A 21,262-nucleotide genomic window follows, 5' to 3' on the forward strand; every position below is an offset into this window, starting at 1 on the left:
TTTTATCTGTTCCTTTTTTCCTCTCTGTAAGTCCCCCTTGGGGCAAGGCCGTTAAGTTCTCCGCTTTGTTCTGTTATTTTCTACTGTCATTGGCTCCGCTTCGCTCTACCGAACGTTGTTTCTGAGTGGAAAGAAGGATCTCATTCTATTTAGGAGATGTTTCACTTCGCTCAACATGACAAAGAGGATATAAGTATTCAGAACTTAACAGCCCTGCCCCTTGGGGGATTTAGGGGGCTCGTTCATTCTTTCAAAGAACTATCAGCTAACTAATAGCTTACTATATAGATAAAGTATTTTCCAAAAATCAAACAATTATTTTCATGACAGTTCCACTGAATATAATGTCTTTAATTTGTTAGATAAAGATTAAGGATGCCGTGTAATCAACATCCTTAATCTTTCCTGCAAGCTACTTTGCCCTTCGGGCTGTCACAAGTTTTCAGTCACTTTGCAAAATTTATGTTCCCGCCAGCCTGTAACCCGTTATTAGCTTGCCAATAGTATTTCAAAAGTATAAGATCCGTTATCGATTGCAACACTGTTATTTCTCGTCTTAACTGTCTTTCCGTTCAGCTTACAATTTGTCGCACTCTGCGGTAATATAACAGTCCCTGTGCTGCCTACAGGCAATACGGCGGTGATTGTCAGTTTACCGGCATTCAGGTTCCAGTCTACCGAAATAGTACCGTAAGGCGACTCTTTCGTAGTCTTTGCCCATGATACGCCTCTAGGGATTTGCGGTTCTATTATCACATGCTGATAGCCGGGTTTATCTTCATCGGTACGAATACCTCCCACAGCCTGATAGAACCACATTCCTATACCATTGTAGCAGTTATGCACCCTGCTGCGTTCACCGCTCCAGTATTCCCAGGTAGTAGTTGCCCCGTTGTCTATCATATGCAAATAACCCGGATAATCATGCTTTTTCAGCATCGTGTACATAAAATCGACGGCTTTATTCTCGATTGCCCATTTGGTAAGGATAGGTACCCCGACCAGTCCCACGGCTATATGATTGTTGTGCCGTTCTGCAGTCAGGGAGAGCAGCCGCTCTTTGATATCGTCGTACAGGGTAGGAGGGGTGACCCCAACCAGCATAGGATAAGACATATCCAGTTGTGAACCTGTCGAATACATCTTTTCATCTTTATTGTAATACGTCTTTTGCAGCAGTTGGTTAAGTTTATCCCTGCGTGAGGCAAATTCTTTTGCTTCACCGGGCTTACCCAGTATTCCCGCTATCTTTTCCATTTTGGAAAAACAATCGCTTACGAAACAGTTATTAACCAGATTTACAGACAGCTCATTACCTGAGTCTACACCGATCGGTGCCAGCCAGTCTCCCAAAAACCAGTCACGATACGGAGTATCCGGCCATCGTTTCAGCAATCCGTCCACTGTGTATTTTTCCACATAGCCGAGCCACTCTTTCATGGCCGGGTAATGCTTCTCTATCAATCTCGGATCATTATAATTCAGATATGTCTGCCATGGAGCCATAATAATGAAGCCACACCAGTACGGACCACCGCCGCCGGCTCCCGGGTTGGGGGCGACATGGGGCAGGCTGCCGCCTTCGCGCATCGAGTCGTCCCATGCCTGCAGCCAGTTGGTAAACAGGGGCGCAACATTATACATGGTCTGGAGGCTTTCTGTCGAAGAGTTCCCGTCGCCTCCGTATCCGGCACGTTCGAGATGAGGACAGTCTACCATATATCCGCTGTATGCCAGGCATTTCATGGTATATTGAATCATGTTGTGTATGGCATTTAATTCAGGATCAGAACATTCGAATGTCGATGCCTGACGGTAACCGGTATGGATGAGATATGCTTTTATATCTTCCTTATCCGGTCTGACCGTAAGATTGGATATCCGGATATAACGGAAAGCATGACTATGAAATTTATTACAAAATATATCCGTACCGTTGCCTACCCCGACATAAATATCACTTTGTCCCTGATCATCGAATTTACCTTCCTTATCCATAAAATCAGTGTACTCCATCAAAACCTCCTGGCCTTCGCTAAGCCGGGGCAGACGGATTTTAAACCAGCCATTCAGCACTTTACCCATATCTACCAGCCAGGCATTATCACTCAACTGTTTAATATTTTGAGGTATTAAGGTTTCCTGTATTTTGTCAGGCTCCGTCATTACGGGCGTGGCTTTATGTTCCGGAACGGCGATTTCCACGACAGGGTACCAGCTCATCTGGTCGAGGGTTGTGGAGTTCAAATCTTTAGGAAGTACTCTTCCGTCCAGCTTTTCACCTGCAAACCGGAGTGCCTGCCATATACCAGTCTCTACATATCCTCCGTGCCTGCCTCTCCAGGAGCTGTCAGTCGCAATCAAGGTATTCCATCCGCCATTCTCTTTGATATCCAGCTGAGCCTTCACCAAAGGCCCGTCATATACGGCATCGAATGTGTTTTTCCGGTACCATCCTTTGGCAAGCCACAAGACCAGTTCGTTTTTACCTTCTTTCAGGTAAGGGGTCACATCGTATGTAACGATCAAAGACCTTTTATTCAACTGCGATACTGCAGGAGAAAGTACATCGTCGCCCACCTTCCGGCCGTTGATATATACCTCATAGTATCCCAATGCGTTGACATGCAAAAACGATGTATTGATACTATTGACATTGAAACTCTTTCTTAGAATCGGACTTTGTACATTCCCCGCCGCCGGCGATAGACCTATATAACTACCCCGTGCATCTTCCTTATCTATTATACCTACTCCGAATCTGTTGATTCCACTCCATCCGGAAACTTCATTCTTACTGTTCCATACACGAACCCGCCAGTAGCATAGTGAACGCGACGCCAATCCCTTACCTTTGTATGGGACCATTACGGAAGAGGCCGATTTTTGCTTGCCGGAATTCCATAAGTCAGCCTTGTTTCCGAGCAAAGACATACTGTCGGAGGCAACCTGTATTTCATAATACTGTTGTTGCATGGCTCCTTTGGTATATTTTATCTTCCAACTGAAATGCGGCGATGTATTATCTATCGCATCAGGATTTGTAAGATTTTCACACTTCAGGTCATATACTGTTATAGAGGCATTCAGACTGCAACTGATTGCAACAAACAGGAAAGATATGATTGTGAAAATTAAACATTTTTTCTTTTGCATAATTTTTCTTGTTTTTAAGGATTATATATAAGATATACAATGATTTGATGACAAGTCCGGTTTATTTTTTTGAAAGAGAGAATGGAACCGCGTCTTTACCCGTACCTCTGCTCTTGTTCGGCTGACTTCCCATCTCATATTTGATTGTTCCTCCGTTTACGATGTCTTTGTAAGTGATATAGTTCTTGCTCAACGGGCTGCCATTCAATGTAACAGACTGTACATATACATTATCTTTACTGTTGCTGCTTGCCTCGATTACAAATTTTTTACCGTCTTCCATCGTAATAGTCGCCTTTTTGAATAACGGACTACCCAATACATATTCATCCGTTCCGGGACAAACGGCATAAATCCCCAAAGCGCTAAGAACATACCATGACGCCATGCCTCCCTGATCTTCGTCGCCCGGATAACCTCTCTCCGTATGATTATACAGATCATTCATTATACGGCGTGCCCAGTATTGGGTTTTCCATGGCTGCCCCGCATACGAATACATATAAATCATATGCTGGATAGGCTGGTTACCTTGTGCATATTGTCCCATGCCGGCTAGTTCCATTTCTCTCATTTCGTGGATTACACCGCCATAAGTGCCGGGTTTGATAATATTAGGAACGGTGAATACCGAATCCATCTTCGCCGTCATTTTATCGGGACCTCCAAACATATCGATCAGGCCTTGTACATCATGGAAAACAGACCATGTATAATGCCACGCGTTGCCTTCACAATAAGGACCTCCCCAGACAAACGGATCGAATGGTTCCTGCCATTTTCCGTCTTTATCTTTTCCTCTCATAAATCCCACGGTCGGGTCAAATACATTGCGGTAATTATACATCTGCCTTTCAAAAACATCCATATAGAAACGGTTTCCTGTCATTCTTGCCAGTTCATAACCGCACCAGTCATCGTAAGCATACTCAAGCGTCTGTGCAGTAGAACCGGACGATTCCGGGTATGGGACATAACCCAGCTGGAAATATTCTTTCCAGAAAATACGTCCGTTAGCACCGCCCCACGGGCCTTTGTTCATCGCTTCGTGCGCATAGGCTTTCAAAGCCCGTCCGGGATCGAATGTGCGGATACCTTTTGCCCATGCATCGGCAAGAAGCGAGATTGCATGGTTACCGATCATACCGCCTGTTTCGCCGGGTTGTGACCATGAAGGCAACCAGCCGCACTGGTCATGCGCATCGAGTAAGGCATTCATATATTGTCCCTGCATAGTAGGGTGAAGAATGTTAGTCAGAGGGAATTGTGTACGGAATGTATCCCAGAATCCGTTATCGGTATACATATAACCGCTATAAATCTTCCCGTCGTAAGGACTATAATAATAAGGTTCGTTATTTTCGTTACGTTCGTAAAACTTGCGCGAAAAAAGATTCGCACGGAAAAGGCACGAATAAAAAGTTCTTATTTGCTCATCCGTTTCTCCTTCTACAATTACCTTGCTCAGTAATTTGTTCCAGGTTTCTGCCCCCCGGGCCTTTGTTACTTCCAGATTCTCATCGTTGCCTAATTCCCTGTTTAATGTGAGCAATGCCTGTTCGGGGCTTATATATGATGAAGCAGCTTTTAGTTGTACTGTTGTTCCTTTTTTGAATTTAATGTATGCACCCGCACCTTTGTCGTCGCGATGCAATTCGTCAGGGAAAATTTTGTCTTTCTCATTCTCCCATGTACCATATGCCTCAAAAGGCTTATCGAATTGTATTATAAAATAATTACGGAAGTTTTCCGGATGATTTACAAAACGCTGGTTATTTACCCAGCCTTTAATCTGTCTTTTCTGCGGATCTATTTTTACTTCGCTCATATTGGTATATCCGTCGAGTACCAAATAAGCGTCCCCGTTTTCAGGGAATGAGAAGCGGATATGTACCCCGCGCGTTGTAGGCGCCATTTCGGTAGTAATACCATTGTCAAATGTAACTTTATAATAATGCGGGTTGCCGATTTCGTTATCGTGGCTGAACTTCGCGGCTCTCTTATCTTGATTAACAATCAATTCGCCAACCATCGGCATCAAGGAATAAACAGCATAGTCACTCACCCACGGACTACATTGATGGGCCTGCTGGAATCCTCGGATTTTATTATCGGCATACATATATTTGAACCCTTCTCCGTTCCTGTTTGTCTGAGCTGCCCATGTATGCATCCCGAAAGGCATAGCCGTTGTAGGATATGTATTACCGTAACTAAGCCCGAAATTGGAATCGGTTCCCTGAAGCGTATTTACATATTGCACAAGGTCTTTTAACTGCGCATTGGCGGTTGTAGCGGATAATAAAAGAACCCAGAATATAAAGTTAATTTTTTTCATATATATGATTATTGAATCCGCAAGGTCCGAATATTAAACATTCTTATATCCGGACTTTGCGGATAATTATAATTTATAACCCTAAAGCCAATCTGACTTTTAGCCCGATACTGACAGGTATCACCCTGTCACTCAACGTTTGGGTAAGTGTATTGCTACCATAGCCGATCGATGAATTAAGGACGCTGCTATTCAATGTAACCAATCCTTCGGATGTATCCCTAAACTTGATAAAGTTCTGATTGCGGCTGTCTTTCACGATATCATTCAATCCGTAATCGAGATATGCGCCCGTATATAAAAACAGCTTATCCGACAAAGCCCACTTCATACCCAGATCGGCACTGAAAAAGCAAACGACCCTTAGCCTGATATCTTCATTATTCGAATAATTTGTAAACGTTCCGAAGCCCATAAATTCCTGAGTTTCACCCCAGTTTTCAGTATCATGAAAGAATCCTTTATTTACCATTTCGGAAGCCGAAGATTTGTATTTCCCTTTCACGGGAATGCCCAATTTAACTCCTGCCTGCGCATACAGCTTGTTCTTTTCCCCTGATTGGAACTGCGCCATTAGCGGGATATTCAGATATGTCACATTTTGTTTTTCCTTATAACCCTTCACCGAAGAATAAAAATCATACAATTCTCCATCCGATGCGTCAACCAGAGACCGGGACACATTATTAAACTTATCTTTAGTCAACTCAGCCTGATATAGGGAGAACTCAGCCCCTGTATTCAATCCGAAATTTTCGGAAATGAAATAGGTATAGCCTATCCCAAGGTTACCTCCGGCACCATTCTTATGGTTGCCAAAAGCCGCTTCATAATCCAGCGTCGACAACCCTCCCGCTACAAATACCGAAACCTCAGACTTGTTTCCCTGAGCCGAAAGAACAGTAGCCGAAGTAAATAAAATGAAAACGGCTGTAAGGCCTTTTATTATTGTTTTTCTCATAATCATTTAATTAATATACGTTTAACTAAGACATTCCTATTTAACAACAACCTTCAGCGTTTTTTCAAAATCATTTTTTGCCTTGAACCGAACCATATATATACCGGATGTAAACGGCATACTTACCTTGGTTGAACGTCCCTGAGCTTTAACAGCACTGAGTTTGTTACCATAAATGTTGTAGACTTCAATCGTTGCATTCCGGAGTAAATCTTCATCAACATCCGCATCTACAGTCACTTCTTCGCCTGATTTTACAGGATTCGGATGAGTGATTATACCCGTACTCTTCAGCGTTATCCGTTCTGCTTCGGAACGTAAATCTCCGTCAGGGGTTTTCAATACAATGTGATAAGCTGATGTCTGGCTCAACAGGTCGTTCTTCTTTGAACCAGCTACATAGCTGGTTCCCGTGGCGCCTGCAACCGGGCTTCCGTCGAGGTACCACTGGTAACCCGTTATATCGTAATCTTTCAATTTGTTAAGATACAACATAAGGGTATTGTTCCATTTCACTTTAATAAGGTCGTCAAAGGCAAAACGCTTGTTGAAAATTAACGTATAGTCCTTTTGGGCTTTTCCGTCTTCCGATATGACTTTTATGTTATATTTTTTGATATCAGGCCTGTCCAGTTCGGCAGAAAATGTATATTTACTTGCCTTACCATCTATTGTTCCTTTGTCGACGGTTGCTAAATTAACTGTAAAACCGCTTCCGCTTGAAGCCGGCAGATCTATAGCCATAACATCTTGTACAGCCACAGGGTTACCATCTACGGTCACGCTTTCCAATTCGGCGACAGTACCATACTCATATTCGAATTTACCTAAAAGCTGCCATTCGGCTATTTGTAATCCTGTTCCTCCCTTCGATGCCAGAACATCGAGGCGGAAATGAGTATAATTGCCATCGACAGGCACATTATAATTCACGGTTTGGGAGCGGTGCTCAAACTCGGCATAATAACGCTCGTCGAGTACAGTCCATGATGTTCCGTCATTCGAACCCAATAGCTTCCAATGCAGAGGGTCTTTGTCGTCTTTGTCGGGAGAATCCGGCGCAGAAGTGATTGTATAGCGCCTTAAATTAACCGGAGACGGAGATTCGTATTCAATCCAGGCTTTTCCTGCATTGACCGAATAGATAGTCGCAGCATCATTATCTGTCGCATTTTCCATATCGCTTTCGTATTGGGCGGTAAGAATGCCCTTATTGTCGGTAGCATCCTGATTCGCAATGCTTAATTTGTCACGCCAGTCTTTCACCCGGAAGAAGTATGGCAGGTATGTGTCGGCATTTCCGGTTGCATACCACGGCTTGTCGTCCTGAAAGTTTTTGGAAACGGAAAAGAATATTTCCCCGTTTTTGGAATGCTGCGGATGAACGGCCAATAATGAACAGAAAAATGAGTTCTCCGTGCTTATTTCGGCCGGTAATTTCGCTATTATTTTCCTGTTTGTGAATGGCCCATAAGGAGTCTCGGCCTCATAAAGTACGATTTCATCGCTAAAACACTTTCCCGGCTGGGCAATCCCATAATATTTCCCGGCATCTTTAAATACAAACACAGGGTCTTGCACTATAGTAGCACCTTCCCAATTGGCAAGGTCATTTTGCCATGACGTATCGGTAGACCATTCTTTTGTCCTGGCATTATAAAATTCCCAGTCCCCCGTAAGGTCTCCATTCGTAACACGGGCTACAAGGCCATACCGTGTACAGATACCTTCAATATCGGCATAACCGTATATATACACAGTTTCGTCATCGTCTTTGAATACATATCCTCCGAAATCCAGCCCGAATTTGCTATCGCCTTTTGCAAGGCTCCGGGTCATATGCTTATATTTTTTTATCTCCTTCAACTTAAGATCGGGCAGGGAGAATACGGCAACGTCAGCCGACACACCCACCATACCCCACATTCCTCCCGAGCCATCGTTTTGCACACGGCTGAGAATCATCTGAAGTTCAGGAACGCCATTGCGATAGTAAACAGAACTTCCCGCAGGCCAGTACCATACACTGTTCTTGTTCAAAGGGTTTCCATTGTCATCGGTAGGTATCAGTACTTCCTTTACCGGAGGGTTGCCACCCGGCGAGCCGTCATTCAATAGCCTGAAAGCGCTAAAATCCTCACCGTCCTGAACCATGACGAAGTTGCGTTCGAATTGGTTATCTCCTTTATTTCCTACTCTGGTGCGGCCGGAAAGTACAGTACCTGTATGGGAGTCGCCCCATACCCAAATACTCCGCCCGTCGCCCAGCGGCTCAGACCGGCCAATGTCGCCGCCTGTCCATCCGTGCCAGCGAGTGAAGAATCCGTCGTAATCCTTATCGGAATAAACCTGTACATTGGCATCTTCACCTCTGTTTGGCAAAAGTACCCAGTTCGGAGTCTTCTGCATCGGATATTCGCTACCTTGTGTAATAGAGATTGTCCGCGTTTCATCGATATACTTCCCGTTTCCGGCCGGATTTTCATCGTTGCCATCGGTGCCCACCACGTATCTAAGGCTAAAATTCCCGGTCTGATTATCTGTAAATATGCGGAATGTAAAAGTAAAATCATCGCTTTTATTATTGTCGCTATGCAAAAGTTCAAGTATATCGATTGAACGGCCGCCCCACCAATAATAACCCGCAGGAGCCGGAAAAGCGGTATTTAAAGCATCCGTATAATATTGGTCGAAAGCGAGGCGCCCGTATATATTTTCATCGGGATTAGGAAAATGTACGGTATATTCGGTATAATCCTGCGCTCTCCATCCTTCAGGCAAAAGCGCGCCGAAATAACCTCTTCCTTCTGTTTTGGTCGGATTGGTATGTTCGCAGACAAAGGTCACGTCAAAATAACTGTTGGTCTCCGCCGTTGTGGGATGGTTCAGCGATCTCAATCTGAAACAGCCATATAGTATAAAGCTGATAACGAATAATGACAGGACGAATATGTATAACCTCTGCGAAGTTTTGAAAAATTCATAAAATCTTTTCATATGCATTATAAATAAAGGTCATGAATGTGTATCGTAATAGTATACAGGGTTATCATTCATATATACGGTAGATAACCCTGCTACAATGATTTTTTTAGAACGACATCTGCACGCCGAAGTTTACCACCCGCTGATTCATATATGCGTCACCTGCCGAGTTCGTCTTTATTTCAGGGTCCTGCTGATATTTATCATAGTTCGTTTTAGTGAACAGGTTATAAGCATTCATATAGAAGCGTGTGCTATATATCCCTTTAGGCAATACACTCTTAGGTAGTTCATAGCCCAGGTCAATCGTTTTTAGACGGATATACCATGCGTTTACCAGCCAGAAGTCCGACATGTATGCTTCACTACTGCTTACGGTCGAAGGGTTCGTTGTCAGGCGCGGAAAATCGATTACCTCACCGTTATCATATCTCTCCTGTGTCCAGCGTTTCAAGTGGATGGGCTGAAACTGGCTTTTGAAAGATTCTATGCCCGTTCCTACGACACTGAAACTATAATCAAATGATCCCTGGAACAACAGGTTCAGTGAAAAACCCTTATATGATCCGCCTATCGTAAATCCAAGTGTGGTTGTCGGCAGGTTAGGTTTACCGATAGCGCTTTTGTCGAAGTCATCGATAGCGCCATCGTCATTCATATCCAGATATTTAAGGTCGCCTGCCGATACAGGAACTGAAGGCACGGGAATCTTATTCGGATTACCCGCGTTGATTTCATCTATATCCTGTTGTGTGTAATATCCAAGCCATGTATAACCGAATGGTTGACCGATAGGTTTGCCTGTTTCGGCCAGCCAGGGATATCTTTGCTGAGCCTCGGCTTTGTACTTCACTTTATTCTTTGCATAGGAAAACACCAGGTTAGTATTAAAACTAAAATCTCCGAATTTGTCAGTATAACCGATTTGCCCGTCGAAACCCTGATTAGTGGTTTCTCCTATATTTTTGCGGGCCGAACCCAAACCAAAGACCAGAGACACATCACTTCTCTCTACCAACTGGTCATAGCGGAAATCATAAAAATAGTCTATCGTGAAGGATACCTTATTATTGAACAGGCTGGCATCTATGCCGACGTCGAATTTACGGGCTTTTTCCCATGTAACCGATTCATCTGCCAATGAGCCTTCCTTATATGAAGATATTCTATTATTATAATTTTCGCCAAAACTATATCCGCCTCCTTGCTCATAATACTGCTTATAAAGGTAACGGCCACCCGATGCTACGTCTGATCCTACCAAACCATACGAGGCCCTGATTTTCAGCATATCGACCTTGCTGCCGAATTTCTCCTGAAAAAATGGTTCTTCGCCGATATTCCATCCTGCCGCGACAGAGGGGAACCAGCCGAAACGCTTGTTCCTACTAAATCGGTCGGTCCCGTTATAGGCCGTGTTCAGGTCGAACAGATACCGGTTCTTGTAGTTATATTTGATCTGGCCCGTATATCCGACAAATTTTGCAGGAACGTCAGGCTGGCTGAAAAAAGGCACGTTTTCCCAGTCCCTTGTACGGCTTTGCCTGTTGTACAACAACATTCCGTTGATATTATGGTCTTCGTTAAAGGTCCGTTCGTAATTGATGAATGTCTGTATATTCAAATCCCTTATAGCCTTATTGATACCGGCGCCTGATACATACTTCTCGTAAGCATAGGAGTTCACCGTAGGGTTGATTGTATATGTACCTCCGTTCCCCGAAGGAGTATAATGATAGGTAGGATACATATCCTTAGCCCGCCACATCCTTCTGGAATTTTCATCTATACTGGAATATGCTACGCGTAACATGCCGGAAAGCCCTTTGGTAACAAAGTCCATATTCTGGGATACGTCGAATAGTATATTGGAATCGAATCTCCTTGTGCGGCTGTAACCTTCATTTGCCAGACGTGCATTCAAAGTAGGGTCTTTACTGTCGGGAAAGAAGTAATTATGATAAGCGTAGGTTCCGTTGGGGTTTTTCAATGGAGCCGAAAACGGGGTCATATTCTTGAAGTTATAGATTTCCCCTACGGCATTTAAGCCGTTTGGCTCATTGATATTCATAAAACGGGACGACATATCGAGACGGACTTTGGTAGTAGAAGTGACATCGAAATCCAGATTGGAGCGGAAATTAAACCTGCGGTAGAAGTAATCAGTGTTCACTTCGCCGTACGGGTCTTCGAAATTGCGTGTCAAACCATTTTGGGAGAAGAATCCACCCGTAACAAAATATCTCAGCCTTTTAGTACCACCCGAAATATCCACGTTTGCATTCTGCTGACTGGCTATGTCTTTAAAAATCTCTTTATACCAGTTCACATCAGGATGGCCATAAGGATCGTCTCCCAGCCTGAAATGCTCCAAATCGGCAGCGGTAAACGGCTTGCTGCTTTCCAATCCATCATTTCCAAAAGCCTCGTTTGTAAGCGATGCCGCTTCATAAGCGTTCAGAAATTTGGGTGTACGTATGGGCATAGTCAAACCACCTTCGAGCCGTACATTTATACGGGGGCGTCCTTCTTCGCCACGGCGGGTTTTTACCACCAAAACGCCGTTAGCACCCTTAATACCATAGATAGCCGTAGTAGAAGCATCTTTCAGAATCGAAATGCTTTCTATTTCGTTCACATTGATCTGTTGCAGCTGGTCGTATGTATATTGAACATCGTCTACAATGATCAGCGGTTGATTACCCTCCTCGTTCAGGGAACTGACTCCCCTGATAAAGAAATCGGAGGCGTCTTTACCGGGCTGTCCCGAACGCTGTTGAGAAAAGAATCCGGGTAGTTTTCCCGCCAACGCATTTTGCACACTGGATGTGGGGACCGTTCGTATTTCTTCGGCCGACATAGCGCTTACAGCTCCGGTCAATGTGATTTTTTTCACTTTACCATAACCGACAACCACAACTTCGTCTAATGCTGTCTGATCGGAATGGAGTACAATATCCAGAATCTTCTGATTAGTTATTTTGACAGATTGCTTTGCGAAACTGATAAAAGAGAATGTTACCTGATCTCCGGGTTTTACTGTTAATGTATAATTACCATCAGAATCTGTCATCGTGCCGTTTGTCGTTCCATCAACAGTGACGCTCACTCCGGTCAGGAGTTCCCCGTCAGTTGATGACACCTTGCCTTTCAGTTGGAACTGTTGTTGCCCGAAAGCAAAGGCAAAGATTTGTATGCTTATAAATAATAAAGTTAGTCTTTTCATATCAATCGATTGTTAAAGAATTGATAAACATAGCTTTGTTACCATCCAGGGTTTTGAACCATGTTACTGTTTTTGTTTACTTCGCTGTATGGTATAGGATATAGGTATCTTTTCGGATCGAATTTTGCATTCAGAACATCAATATGTTCAATCTGTATATTCCCTGTCCTCATCACCAGTGCTAATCCTCTTAGTGGCCGGTTGAAAATATCTTCGGCTATTTTCCAACGTCGTATATCCCAGAAGCGTTGCTCCTCAAATGCCATTTCAATTCTTCTTTCGTTACGGATAAGTTCCCTCATCGCTACGCAGGTTGTGTTACCGGCTATGCCATAAGTATCATCGTCACCGTCAATTCCGGCTCTTTTTCTTATTTCCCTGATATATTCGATCACTTTGGCGTCGGCTGTTGTTTTCGAAGAAGCAAGGTCATATTCGTTTTTGGCTTCCGCATAATTTAGTAATATTTCTGCGTAGCGGAATAGAACCCAGTTGCGGAGAGTCTCTTCATATTTCTCCTTATCTTCGTATTTACCCATAAATTTACGAAGGTAATAGCTGGTTTTTGTCGTGGCTTCGGTAGTTCCGCCCGGATTATTTCGTCCGCCTATGTATGTGGCCAGCACCGAACTAAGCCAGCGTGAACCGTTATGTAATACTGTGTAATCGAGGCGGGGATCGCGGTTGTCGTACATCGATTGTTCCGAATATGTATATTTTGAACTCACGTCGCTTATTGGTTTTCCGTCCTTCATAGGGAAAGCATCCACCAGATTTTGTGTAGGACTGGTGCGTCCGTTGCCTTTGGCTTCACTGGAAAATCCTATCGGCCCGTTATTTACTTCCACATCTCTTTTTTTCTGACCATCCTGTACCTGTACATGGAATATGACTTCATTTGTAGACGGGCCGTAATAATAAAGGAATACATCCCTGAAATCATTCATTAAAGCATATCCCCCATAATTTCCTCCAGGACCCCAGTCCTTGATGAAATTCTCCGCTGCATCCGCTGCTCTTTTCCAGCGGGCAGGATCATATTTATCATAACCTACATACGGATTTCCGGCTTCGATCGGAGATTCGTTAAACAATGGACTTGCGGCATATAACAATACCCTTGTTTTGAGAGCCATAGCCGCTCCCGATGTCACCACATGGCCGTCTGCCCCGACATTGGCGATAGGAACCGAACGCAGGCTGTCTTTGATATTGTCGAGCTCATTTACGATATACTCTATACATTCGTCGAATGTATTTCGCGGAAACTCCATCGGTTCTCCTAATTCGTAAGGTATGTCACCAACCAAAGGCACACCACCATAGCGTTTTACAAGTTCGAAATAATAAAATGCTTTGAAGAAACGAGCCTCGGCCTTCAGTGCTCTGTTAAGAGGTATTTTAGTACCGGCGTGATTGTTATATGTTTGCATGAATGGAACCACGTCTATATTTTTAATGAATGTATTCGACCAGCGAATGCCCCTGTAATAATTAGCCCATCCCATGTCAGTAAGGCGTACAAAAGGTGAATAACGGCCGACCTGCAATTGATAGATTTGATTTTCCGAATTGACCGATGTGACAGCATCGTCCGAAGCTGCATCCAGATAGTCTCCGTCAATGCCATTGTGTCCGTATCGCAAAACACTGTAAATGTTGTTTAAATACCTTTTTGCATCTACACCCAGTGAATCTGTAGTTGAGAACACATACTCAAGCGTATGCTTTTCCACAGGAACATCTTCATAGTCGTTGCATGACCACAACGTGCAGAACAGGCCTATCAGTATGATATATAATTTATTTTTCATGTCTTTCATTTTTTAGAGAATGCTAAAATTTGATGTTGATCCCTGTGTTGAAGCCACGTAGCGCCGGATAGTTCCTGAAATCTACAACTTCAGGGTCAACCAGATCGAAAGCAGCTTGTGTCCATAAATTCTGACCACCGACGAATACCTTTACTTTCACTCCGCCAAGATAATTCCGCGAAAATGAATCGGGGAGGGTATAGGCTATATTCAGGTTTTTCAACCGTATGTAATTTCCTGATTTCAACCAGAATGAATTATTCATGCCATTAGGAGCAACATTGTAATTCGGGCTTGTGGAAAGCCTTGGGAACAGAGCCGTTTCGGCCGTTTCGGGAGTCCAGCGGTTCAGTACATGTTCATATGCCTGACTGTAGGTATTACCCCATGCTATGAATCCTGTTGCATATTCCCAGCCTGCATCCGGAAAATAAATTTCACGGTTGTAAGCGCCTTGAAATAAAGCTGACAACTCAAGTCCCTTGTATTCGAATCCAAAGTTCAGACCGAAAAAGCAGAGCGGTTTATTGCCGCCTATTGCAGTCTGGTCATATTCGTTGATTACTCCGTCTCCATTCATATCCTTATATTTAAGATCGCCCGGGACGATATTATAACCGGAAATAACCGGGCTGTTTGCCACCTCGTCCCTTGTCTGGAAAAATCCTTCGGCAATAAGCCCATAGCGGGTTCCGGCCGGATTGCCTGTCCTGCGCATGTATTCTTCGGGAACATTTTGTTCATCCATAAATAAAATCTTCGATTGATTTATGCTCCAGTTTCCGGTCACATAATAATTGAAATTCCCGATGTGATCCTGATAAGTTACTGATAGATCGGCACCCTGATACCGGACTTTCCCTATATTTTCAGTAGGATAGTTCAAACCGATGAGCTCTATACTTTTCCCTCTGGTCATCAAAAGATCGAAATGTTTGTCGCTGTATAAATCAGCTGTAATCCATAGTTTGTTGTCGAACAGGTTGGCATCGAGCCCCAGATTCAGTTTATTGGCTCTCTCCCATGTCAGGTTCGGATTCGACAAGCTGAGATTTGTTTCGATAAGCCCGACTGCAACATTTTCATACAAGCCCGTATAGTTCGATCCCTGCGGATAATAAGCTCCTGTACCCGCAACAGTAACGGCATTACTTTCATACTGTTGTCTCCATGTATAATAATTGTCGCGTCCGATACTGTTTCCCGTTTGTCCGAACACCGCACGTAGCTTTAGTTTATTTACCCAGTCGATGGATTGCATAAATGCTTCCTTACTGATATCCCATCCTAAGCCGAAAGCGTAAAACGTCCCCCATCTTTTACCCGGCGCATACCTGTTCAGGTAGCTTCTGGAAACGGCCGCTTGGGCGAAATATTTCTGCTGATAGTCGTATTTGGCTTCTGCATTAAGATTTGCAGGTTTTTCAGGCAACTGATAATTGTCCAAAACCTCTTTTACATCAGCAAATACATTTCCTTCTATCGTATGCGATTTATTTATCACTTTTTTATAGTCCAGTGCAACCTGCCCATACATATACTGAAAGTTTGATACACCAATGAAACTATTCTTTTGCGGGACTATACTCCCAAAGCGTTCATAGCCTCTCAGCGATCCATCGGGATTCAGAGAACGAAGATAGACAGGTTCCTGCTTGCTGCGGTCCAAGGCATTGCGGCTTTGCGAAACAACACTTCCTACCATACGCGCCGATAAGCCTTCGGCAAGCCATGCCATGTCGTGATCGATAACAATATTGCCATATCCGTCGCGCATATGATCTTTTATATAACCCGAACCGATAGTTTTCGCCATCAGATTATTCTGGTAGCTGTTGTTCCCGCCATAGGAGCCGTCGGGATTGTAAACCGGATATACGCTTCCCGGAAGTGTGTATATATCGCTCATAATGCTACTTGTACCTGCTCCCGGCTGGTTGCCCTCCTCGATACGCCCTATAACGGTGGCTCCCATTTTGAGTCCCGGTAAAACATTTACGTTAATCTTGGAAGTTACCATGTACCGGTCGTATGATAGGTTGGTATTGTAGGCGTTCTGCGCGTTTTCGCGAAACAGCCCGTTTTCTGTGAAGTATCCCAAACTGACGAAGTACTGGGCTGTTTTATTTCCTCCGGTTGCATTCAGGTTGTAGGATTGGATATCGGAGTTGTTCTTCAGTACCTGATCGTACCAGTTTACGTCAGGGTATGCTATCGGGTCTTTCCCGTAGCGGAACGACTCTATGTTACTGGCTGTATATACTCCGTTTTTACCATCGTTGACCAGAGCCTCATTCAGCAGGTACGCCCATTGATAGGCCGGAAGCGGCTTGGGCGTCTTTATGGGTTCCTGTATGCCATACCTGCCGGTGAATGATATCTTAAACCCTTCTTCTACCGGTTTTTTAGTAGTAATATACATTACCCCGCGCGAACTTCTTCCTCCCAGAAACATGGAAGACAAGGCGTCTTTCTGTACCGAAACCGATTCGATGCTTTCCACATCGATGTTGAACAGTTCGCTTTGAAATCCGTCGACAACCACTACCGGCGAAAAAGCTCCACGTAATGAGAAACCGTACTGCGTATTGTCGTTATATCCTACTCTGGAATCATCGGCCTGACCGCCCAGAAAAGCATTGTTAACTGTACTCTGGTTGGTAAAAGTATTTCTGTATCCTCTACCCTGGGAAATATACAGGCCGGGCAACCTGCCTGATAATGCGCCCAGTATATTAGCAGACAATGCAGGGGCTATTTCATCTGTATAAATGGTCGATGCCGCACCCAGATAAGTTTCCTTGTCTACCGTTTTTCCGTAAGGGATATCCAGCTTAGCAGGATTTTTTAGCTTCTTATCTTTTATATCTACTTTAAATACTGTTCCCTTTTTGATGTCCTTGGGAATTCTGATTTCTTTTACTAAATAATCGGGATGTGTGAGAACAAGCGTATTTCCAATAACAGCATCAATGCCAAACGTTCCTGCTTCATCGCTTATTGCCTTGTAACTGCCTGCTTTAATTGCTATTTCCACGCCTTGTACCGGTCTCCCGTACTGGTCGACAACCACACCCGAAAAGCCGGATGCGCCGTTAGCCGCCTTCTCCTGGGCATAAGCGGTCCCGTATCCTGACAACAACCACCATACGATCATAAGCAAGAAGTAACAGCTCTTACTCATCTTTTTATATATTGAATTATACATAAATTCCGGTTTTAATTATAAAAATTTATACATTGATCTCATTTACAAACGAAATTGTAAACAAACGGCTTTTTCTCCCTTGTCGAATGATCGTCGTCTCCGGCCGGATCATCTTTTCCTGCTTGTTCGTCGTCATATTTGTCGACAAATAGAGAACCGTCCGCATTTGTAAAATAATATTCGATATGAGTGATAGTCTCGTTGGCTGGCACGCCGAAAAAGCCTTCAGGCCACAGTGTCGCACTCCACATTACTCCCCATCTGGAATCTTTCAGTAGTTTTGTTTTGTCGGATATTTCGTCTACTGTATATGTATTACCATTTGCAGTGTGAGCCTTGGCATTCAGGTAGATATTACTTTCATTTATCAACTGGTTGTTGTAATAATCGCCGATATACCTGAACGTAAGAATATCATTATGTGCAGCATTGCCCGGAGTTACCTGATAGAAATGATACTGGCAGAAGTCTATCGGTTCGACGCCTTCACCGTCCGTCACTTCAAAACAGTCGCCCCACATCACTTTCCAATGATCCGGCCCTACCTGATTGTTTCCTGAACTATACTCGCTCAGTCCGTCAGATTCATAATTAGCGAAGAATCCTATTTTCGCCCTCAGGTTATCGGGACCGGTTTTCATTTTTATCTTTATTTTTACATACAGGTCATACGCATTGCCTCCGTTATCTATAGTCCCCGCAGCATCAGACACAAATGCCACCCATTGGGTATCGTCCAGTACATTCGGATTTTCTCCACCGAATTTGTTAAGGAGTGCTTGATCCCAAGTCAGACCCGGCTTACTCACAGGGGAAGTTCCATCAGGGATCGGCGACATCTTATGTTCTCCCTCCAGATTTTTACCATTGCCGGTACCTTCCCATGTTACTATAGCATTTTTGGCATCTGTCCACACTTTAGGAACATTAACGGCGATTATCAGTTTTTCTGTCCGGCCACCGTCTATGTTCGACCCGCATTTTATATACATGACAAATTCGGCATATTCACCTGCCTTTACGGAATTTGTCTTATAAATGATTGGAGAGTTGTTATCCTTATATTCGTCATCAAATTTACTCCCATGGTCTGTGAACCATTCTATGCCACAGGAAATAAATGCGACAAGACAGATCATACACCCTAATATTTTATATATCAATATTTTATTTTTCGGTTTTGTTTTCATGGTGTTCTGTTTTATTTATTAGACGCCCGCTCCAATACATAGGAATATACATTGCTCTGACATCCCGGCGAGAATGAAAGGGTTATCTGCCGTTCTCCTTTCACTGTCTGATAGTCGAAAAGAGAAATATTGGATCCGGTAGAAGTTCCTTCCTTAAACAACAGTTGTGTGGGATACTGAGGGTCGTTTACATTCCATGTCCCGTCCTGGCGAACCAAAAATGGAAGGTAATTATCAATGGTATACGTATTATCGTCATTGAAGGTAATCCTGAAAGCACTGAAATCCATAGCTTTGGTTATATCTATTCCATTCCTTACGGCCTTGGTAATATACCATGAACCGGCAAGGTTTTTAACAGGTTCCTCGATGTCGTAACCGTTCGAATCTTTAAATTTATCGCAGGAAAGGAAAGAGTATACCATAATACAAAGCATAAACATCATTTTTGTATTTAATCTTCTCATAATGAATCTTTGTTTACAGAGTTAGAAAAAAGGTTAATCTTAATAATTAGGGTTTTGGATCAGGTTCGGAGACTTGGATGTTTCCGCATACGGGATAGGCCAGAAATACATCGCCTTTCTGAAAATACGCTGCCGTACATTGAAACGCGTATATGACTTGCCACCCTCAGGTGTCAGCCTGACTTCCATACCCGTCATCATCTGGCTGTCTGTTTGTTCAGCTATTTTCCAGCGCCTTACATCAAAGAAACGGTGGCCTTCTATAGCAAATTCGATACGTCTTTCATCGCGTATGGCCTGACGCATTTCCAGGCGTGTCATATCCGGTTTTAATCCGTACATACCGTCTGTACCGGCCTCTATTCCTCCGCGTGCCCTAATCGCTTTTAATATTTCGTATGTTTTGTCTGCTGGCGATACTAGTTGAGATCCGTTGCCATCACCTATCTCATATTCGTTCATTGCTTCGGCATAGGCCATGTAAATTTCGGCGAAGCGTAAGATCGGAGTTGCCTCATTTTCGCCATGTACAGCGTTGGCCGCCAAATGACGACTGACCATTTTGTTGATATAATAGCCGGTAGGCGTGCCCTGATGTACAGCATCTTTACCACTGGAAGAACCGTCGGCTTTGCGGTACACGTTTATTGGATCAGGGTTATTATTCGGTGCTAACGCAATCATTGTCTGGTCGTGGGCCACAGTGTTATTGAACCTCGGGTCGCGGTTTGCATATGGATTATTAGGATCATATCCTGACGCAGGATCGCTGATCGGCTTTCCGTTTTTCATCGGGAATGCATCTACCAGATTTTGATAGATAAATCCGCTTTTTGCAGCACCACGGGATGGAGGCTGAAACCAGCTTTCTCTCGCTACTCGCCCAAGACTACGATCATCGAGTATAGATTCAGCGAGAGATGAGGGCTTATATTCATCTTTTAATGATTGGAACAAAGCATAGAAACCATGTCCGGAATCGGGATTATTGTTATTGAAAGGATCTGTGTGTAATACATACAAACTGTACTGCCCCAGGGAGATTACATCGTTCGCGGCATTCATCGCTTCTTCCCATCGTTTCTTGCTGTACCCGGGATATCCGACCAACTCGGCAGGGACGTTTGTTCCCGCAACTATATCGCTGTTCCCGTTATAAAGAGGACTGGCTGCCAATAGTTTTATACGGGCAATCAAAGCCCTGCAAGCGCCTCTTCCCGCATGCCCATAATATGATCCCGTAGGTTTTACAGGCAGATTGGGTTCGGTAGCTGCAGTCTCACATTCTTTAACGATATAGTTCACACAGTCTTCAAATGTATCACGGGTATCTTTCGGTTTGTCACCGTCAGCATAAATGGTATCACCGATTAAAGGTACACCTCCGTAATGCCTTACCATGATATGATAATACCAGGCCCTCAGAAAACGGGCTTCGGCTTTAAGACGAGCCTTACGGAAGCTTTGCAGGGGTGCCTGTTCTATCCCTTTAAAAAAGATATTTACCCTCCGGATGTTTTGGTAAGGTATCTTCCATGCATCATCGGTAATAATTATCGGATTAACGGTCCCCGACGCAAACTGCACATCGGCGATACCTTCCGAAGAGAGTCTGAATTCGGCTTCGTCGCATGCGGTCTGAAGGCCACCCAATTGTTCCGATATAGTACTGAAACGATTGCCTTTCACGTCAAAACCCACATCCCGATAGATTTCGGCCAGAAAGCCCTCGGTAAGCGCACTGTCGGAAAAAACCCTATTATAATTGAGGTCTGTCGTTACGGTTTCGTCGAGAAACCCTTTGTCGTTACAAGAGGAAAAGCATCCCCACACGACTGTTAACGTTAATAATAAATATAAAATGTTTTTCATACATAATGTATTAGGTTAATAAAAACTTTTCATTTAAATACCCGA

The 21,262-nt window shown here is 43.8% G+C and carries 10 protein-coding genes; all 10 read right to left on the minus strand.

What is annotated here, in order from left to right; translation table 11 throughout:
- Positions 1-489 precede the first annotated feature (489 nt).
- On the minus strand, positions 490-3,156 hold the full coding sequence (locus ACFO6W_RS23975) for an alpha-L-rhamnosidase (RefSeq protein ID WP_380001281.1): 2,667 nt from the start codon (positions 3,154-3,156) through the stop codon (positions 490-492).
- Between the two features lie 61 nt (positions 3,157-3,217).
- Positions 3,218-5,494, minus strand: a complete 2,277-nt coding sequence (locus ACFO6W_RS23980) for a GH92 family glycosyl hydrolase (RefSeq protein WP_380001283.1) — start codon at positions 5,492-5,494, stop codon at positions 3,218-3,220.
- Positions 5,495-5,567: 73 nt separating this feature from the next.
- The gene (locus tag ACFO6W_RS23985; RefSeq protein ID WP_380001285.1) at positions 5,568-6,455 is read right to left on the minus strand and encodes an outer membrane beta-barrel protein; all 888 of its coding nucleotides are present in this window, start codon (positions 6,453-6,455) and stop codon (positions 5,568-5,570) included.
- Between the two features lie 36 nt (positions 6,456-6,491).
- Positions 6,492-9,452 carry a DUF5005 domain-containing protein gene (locus tag ACFO6W_RS23990; RefSeq protein ID WP_380001287.1) on the minus strand — a complete coding sequence of 987 codons (2,961 nt, stop codon included), beginning with the start codon at positions 9,450-9,452 and terminating at the stop codon, positions 6,492-6,494.
- A 94-nt stretch (positions 9,453-9,546) separates the two neighbouring features.
- Positions 9,547-12,666, minus strand: a complete 3,120-nt coding sequence (locus tag ACFO6W_RS23995; RefSeq protein ID WP_380001289.1) for a SusC/RagA family TonB-linked outer membrane protein — start codon at positions 12,664-12,666, stop codon at positions 9,547-9,549.
- A 38-nt stretch (positions 12,667-12,704) separates the two neighbouring features.
- On the minus strand, positions 12,705-14,489 hold the full coding sequence (locus ACFO6W_RS24000) for a RagB/SusD family nutrient uptake outer membrane protein (RefSeq protein ID WP_380001291.1): 1,785 nt from the start codon (positions 14,487-14,489) through the stop codon (positions 12,705-12,707).
- Between the two features lie 13 nt (positions 14,490-14,502).
- Entirely contained in the window at positions 14,503-17,664 is a 3,162-nt protein-coding gene (locus ACFO6W_RS24005) for a SusC/RagA family TonB-linked outer membrane protein (RefSeq protein WP_380001293.1), read from the minus strand.
- Positions 17,665-17,726: 62 nt separating this feature from the next.
- The gene (locus ACFO6W_RS24010) at positions 17,727-18,878 is read right to left on the minus strand and encodes a DUF4961 domain-containing protein (RefSeq protein ID WP_380001295.1); all 1,152 of its coding nucleotides are present in this window, start codon (positions 18,876-18,878) and stop codon (positions 17,727-17,729) included.
- Positions 18,879-18,889: 11 nt separating this feature from the next.
- Positions 18,890-19,345, minus strand: coding sequence for a DUF5004 domain-containing protein (locus ACFO6W_RS24015; protein WP_380001297.1), 456 nt, complete (start codon positions 19,343-19,345; stop codon positions 18,890-18,892).
- Positions 19,346-19,384: 39 nt separating this feature from the next.
- Positions 19,385-21,217 (minus strand): RagB/SusD family nutrient uptake outer membrane protein, encoded by a 1,833-nt coding sequence (locus ACFO6W_RS24020; protein WP_380001299.1) that lies wholly within the window; start codon positions 21,215-21,217, stop codon positions 19,385-19,387.
- Between the last annotated feature and the right edge of the window lie 45 nt (positions 21,218-21,262).

This window comes from Dysgonomonas termitidis, assembly GCF_042654545.1.
Taxonomy (GTDB): domain Bacteria; phylum Bacteroidota; class Bacteroidia; order Bacteroidales; family Dysgonomonadaceae; genus Dysgonomonas; species Dysgonomonas termitidis.

Coding starts and splice junctions, on each gene's coding strand:
- ACFO6W_RS23990 (WP_380001287.1), bottom strand. CDS start 9,452: ATGAAAAGATTTTATGAATTTTTCAAAACTTCGCAGAGGTTATACATA.
- ACFO6W_RS23995 (WP_380001289.1), bottom strand. CDS start 12,666: ATGAAAAGACTAACTTTATTATTTATAAGCATACAAATCTTTGCCTTT.
- ACFO6W_RS23980 (WP_380001283.1), bottom strand. CDS start 5,494: ATGAAAAAAATTAACTTTATATTCTGGGTTCTTTTATTATCCGCTACA.
- ACFO6W_RS23985 (WP_380001285.1), bottom strand. CDS start 6,455: ATGAGAAAAACAATAATAAAAGGCCTTACAGCCGTTTTCATTTTATTT.
- ACFO6W_RS24000 (WP_380001291.1), bottom strand. CDS start 14,489: ATGAAAGACATGAAAAATAAATTATATATCATACTGATAGGCCTGTTC.
- ACFO6W_RS24010 (WP_380001295.1), bottom strand. CDS start 18,878: ATGAAAACAAAACCGAAAAATAAAATATTGATATATAAAATATTAGGG.
- ACFO6W_RS23975 (WP_380001281.1), bottom strand. CDS start 3,156: ATGCAAAAGAAAAAATGTTTAATTTTCACAATCATATCTTTCCTGTTT.
- ACFO6W_RS24005 (WP_380001293.1), bottom strand. CDS start 17,664: ATGAGTAAGAGCTGTTACTTCTTGCTTATGATCGTATGGTGGTTGTTG.
- ACFO6W_RS24015 (WP_380001297.1), bottom strand. CDS start 19,345: ATGAGAAGATTAAATACAAAAATGATGTTTATGCTTTGTATTATGGTA.
- ACFO6W_RS24020 (WP_380001299.1), bottom strand. CDS start 21,217: ATGAAAAACATTTTATATTTATTATTAACGTTAACAGTCGTGTGGGGA.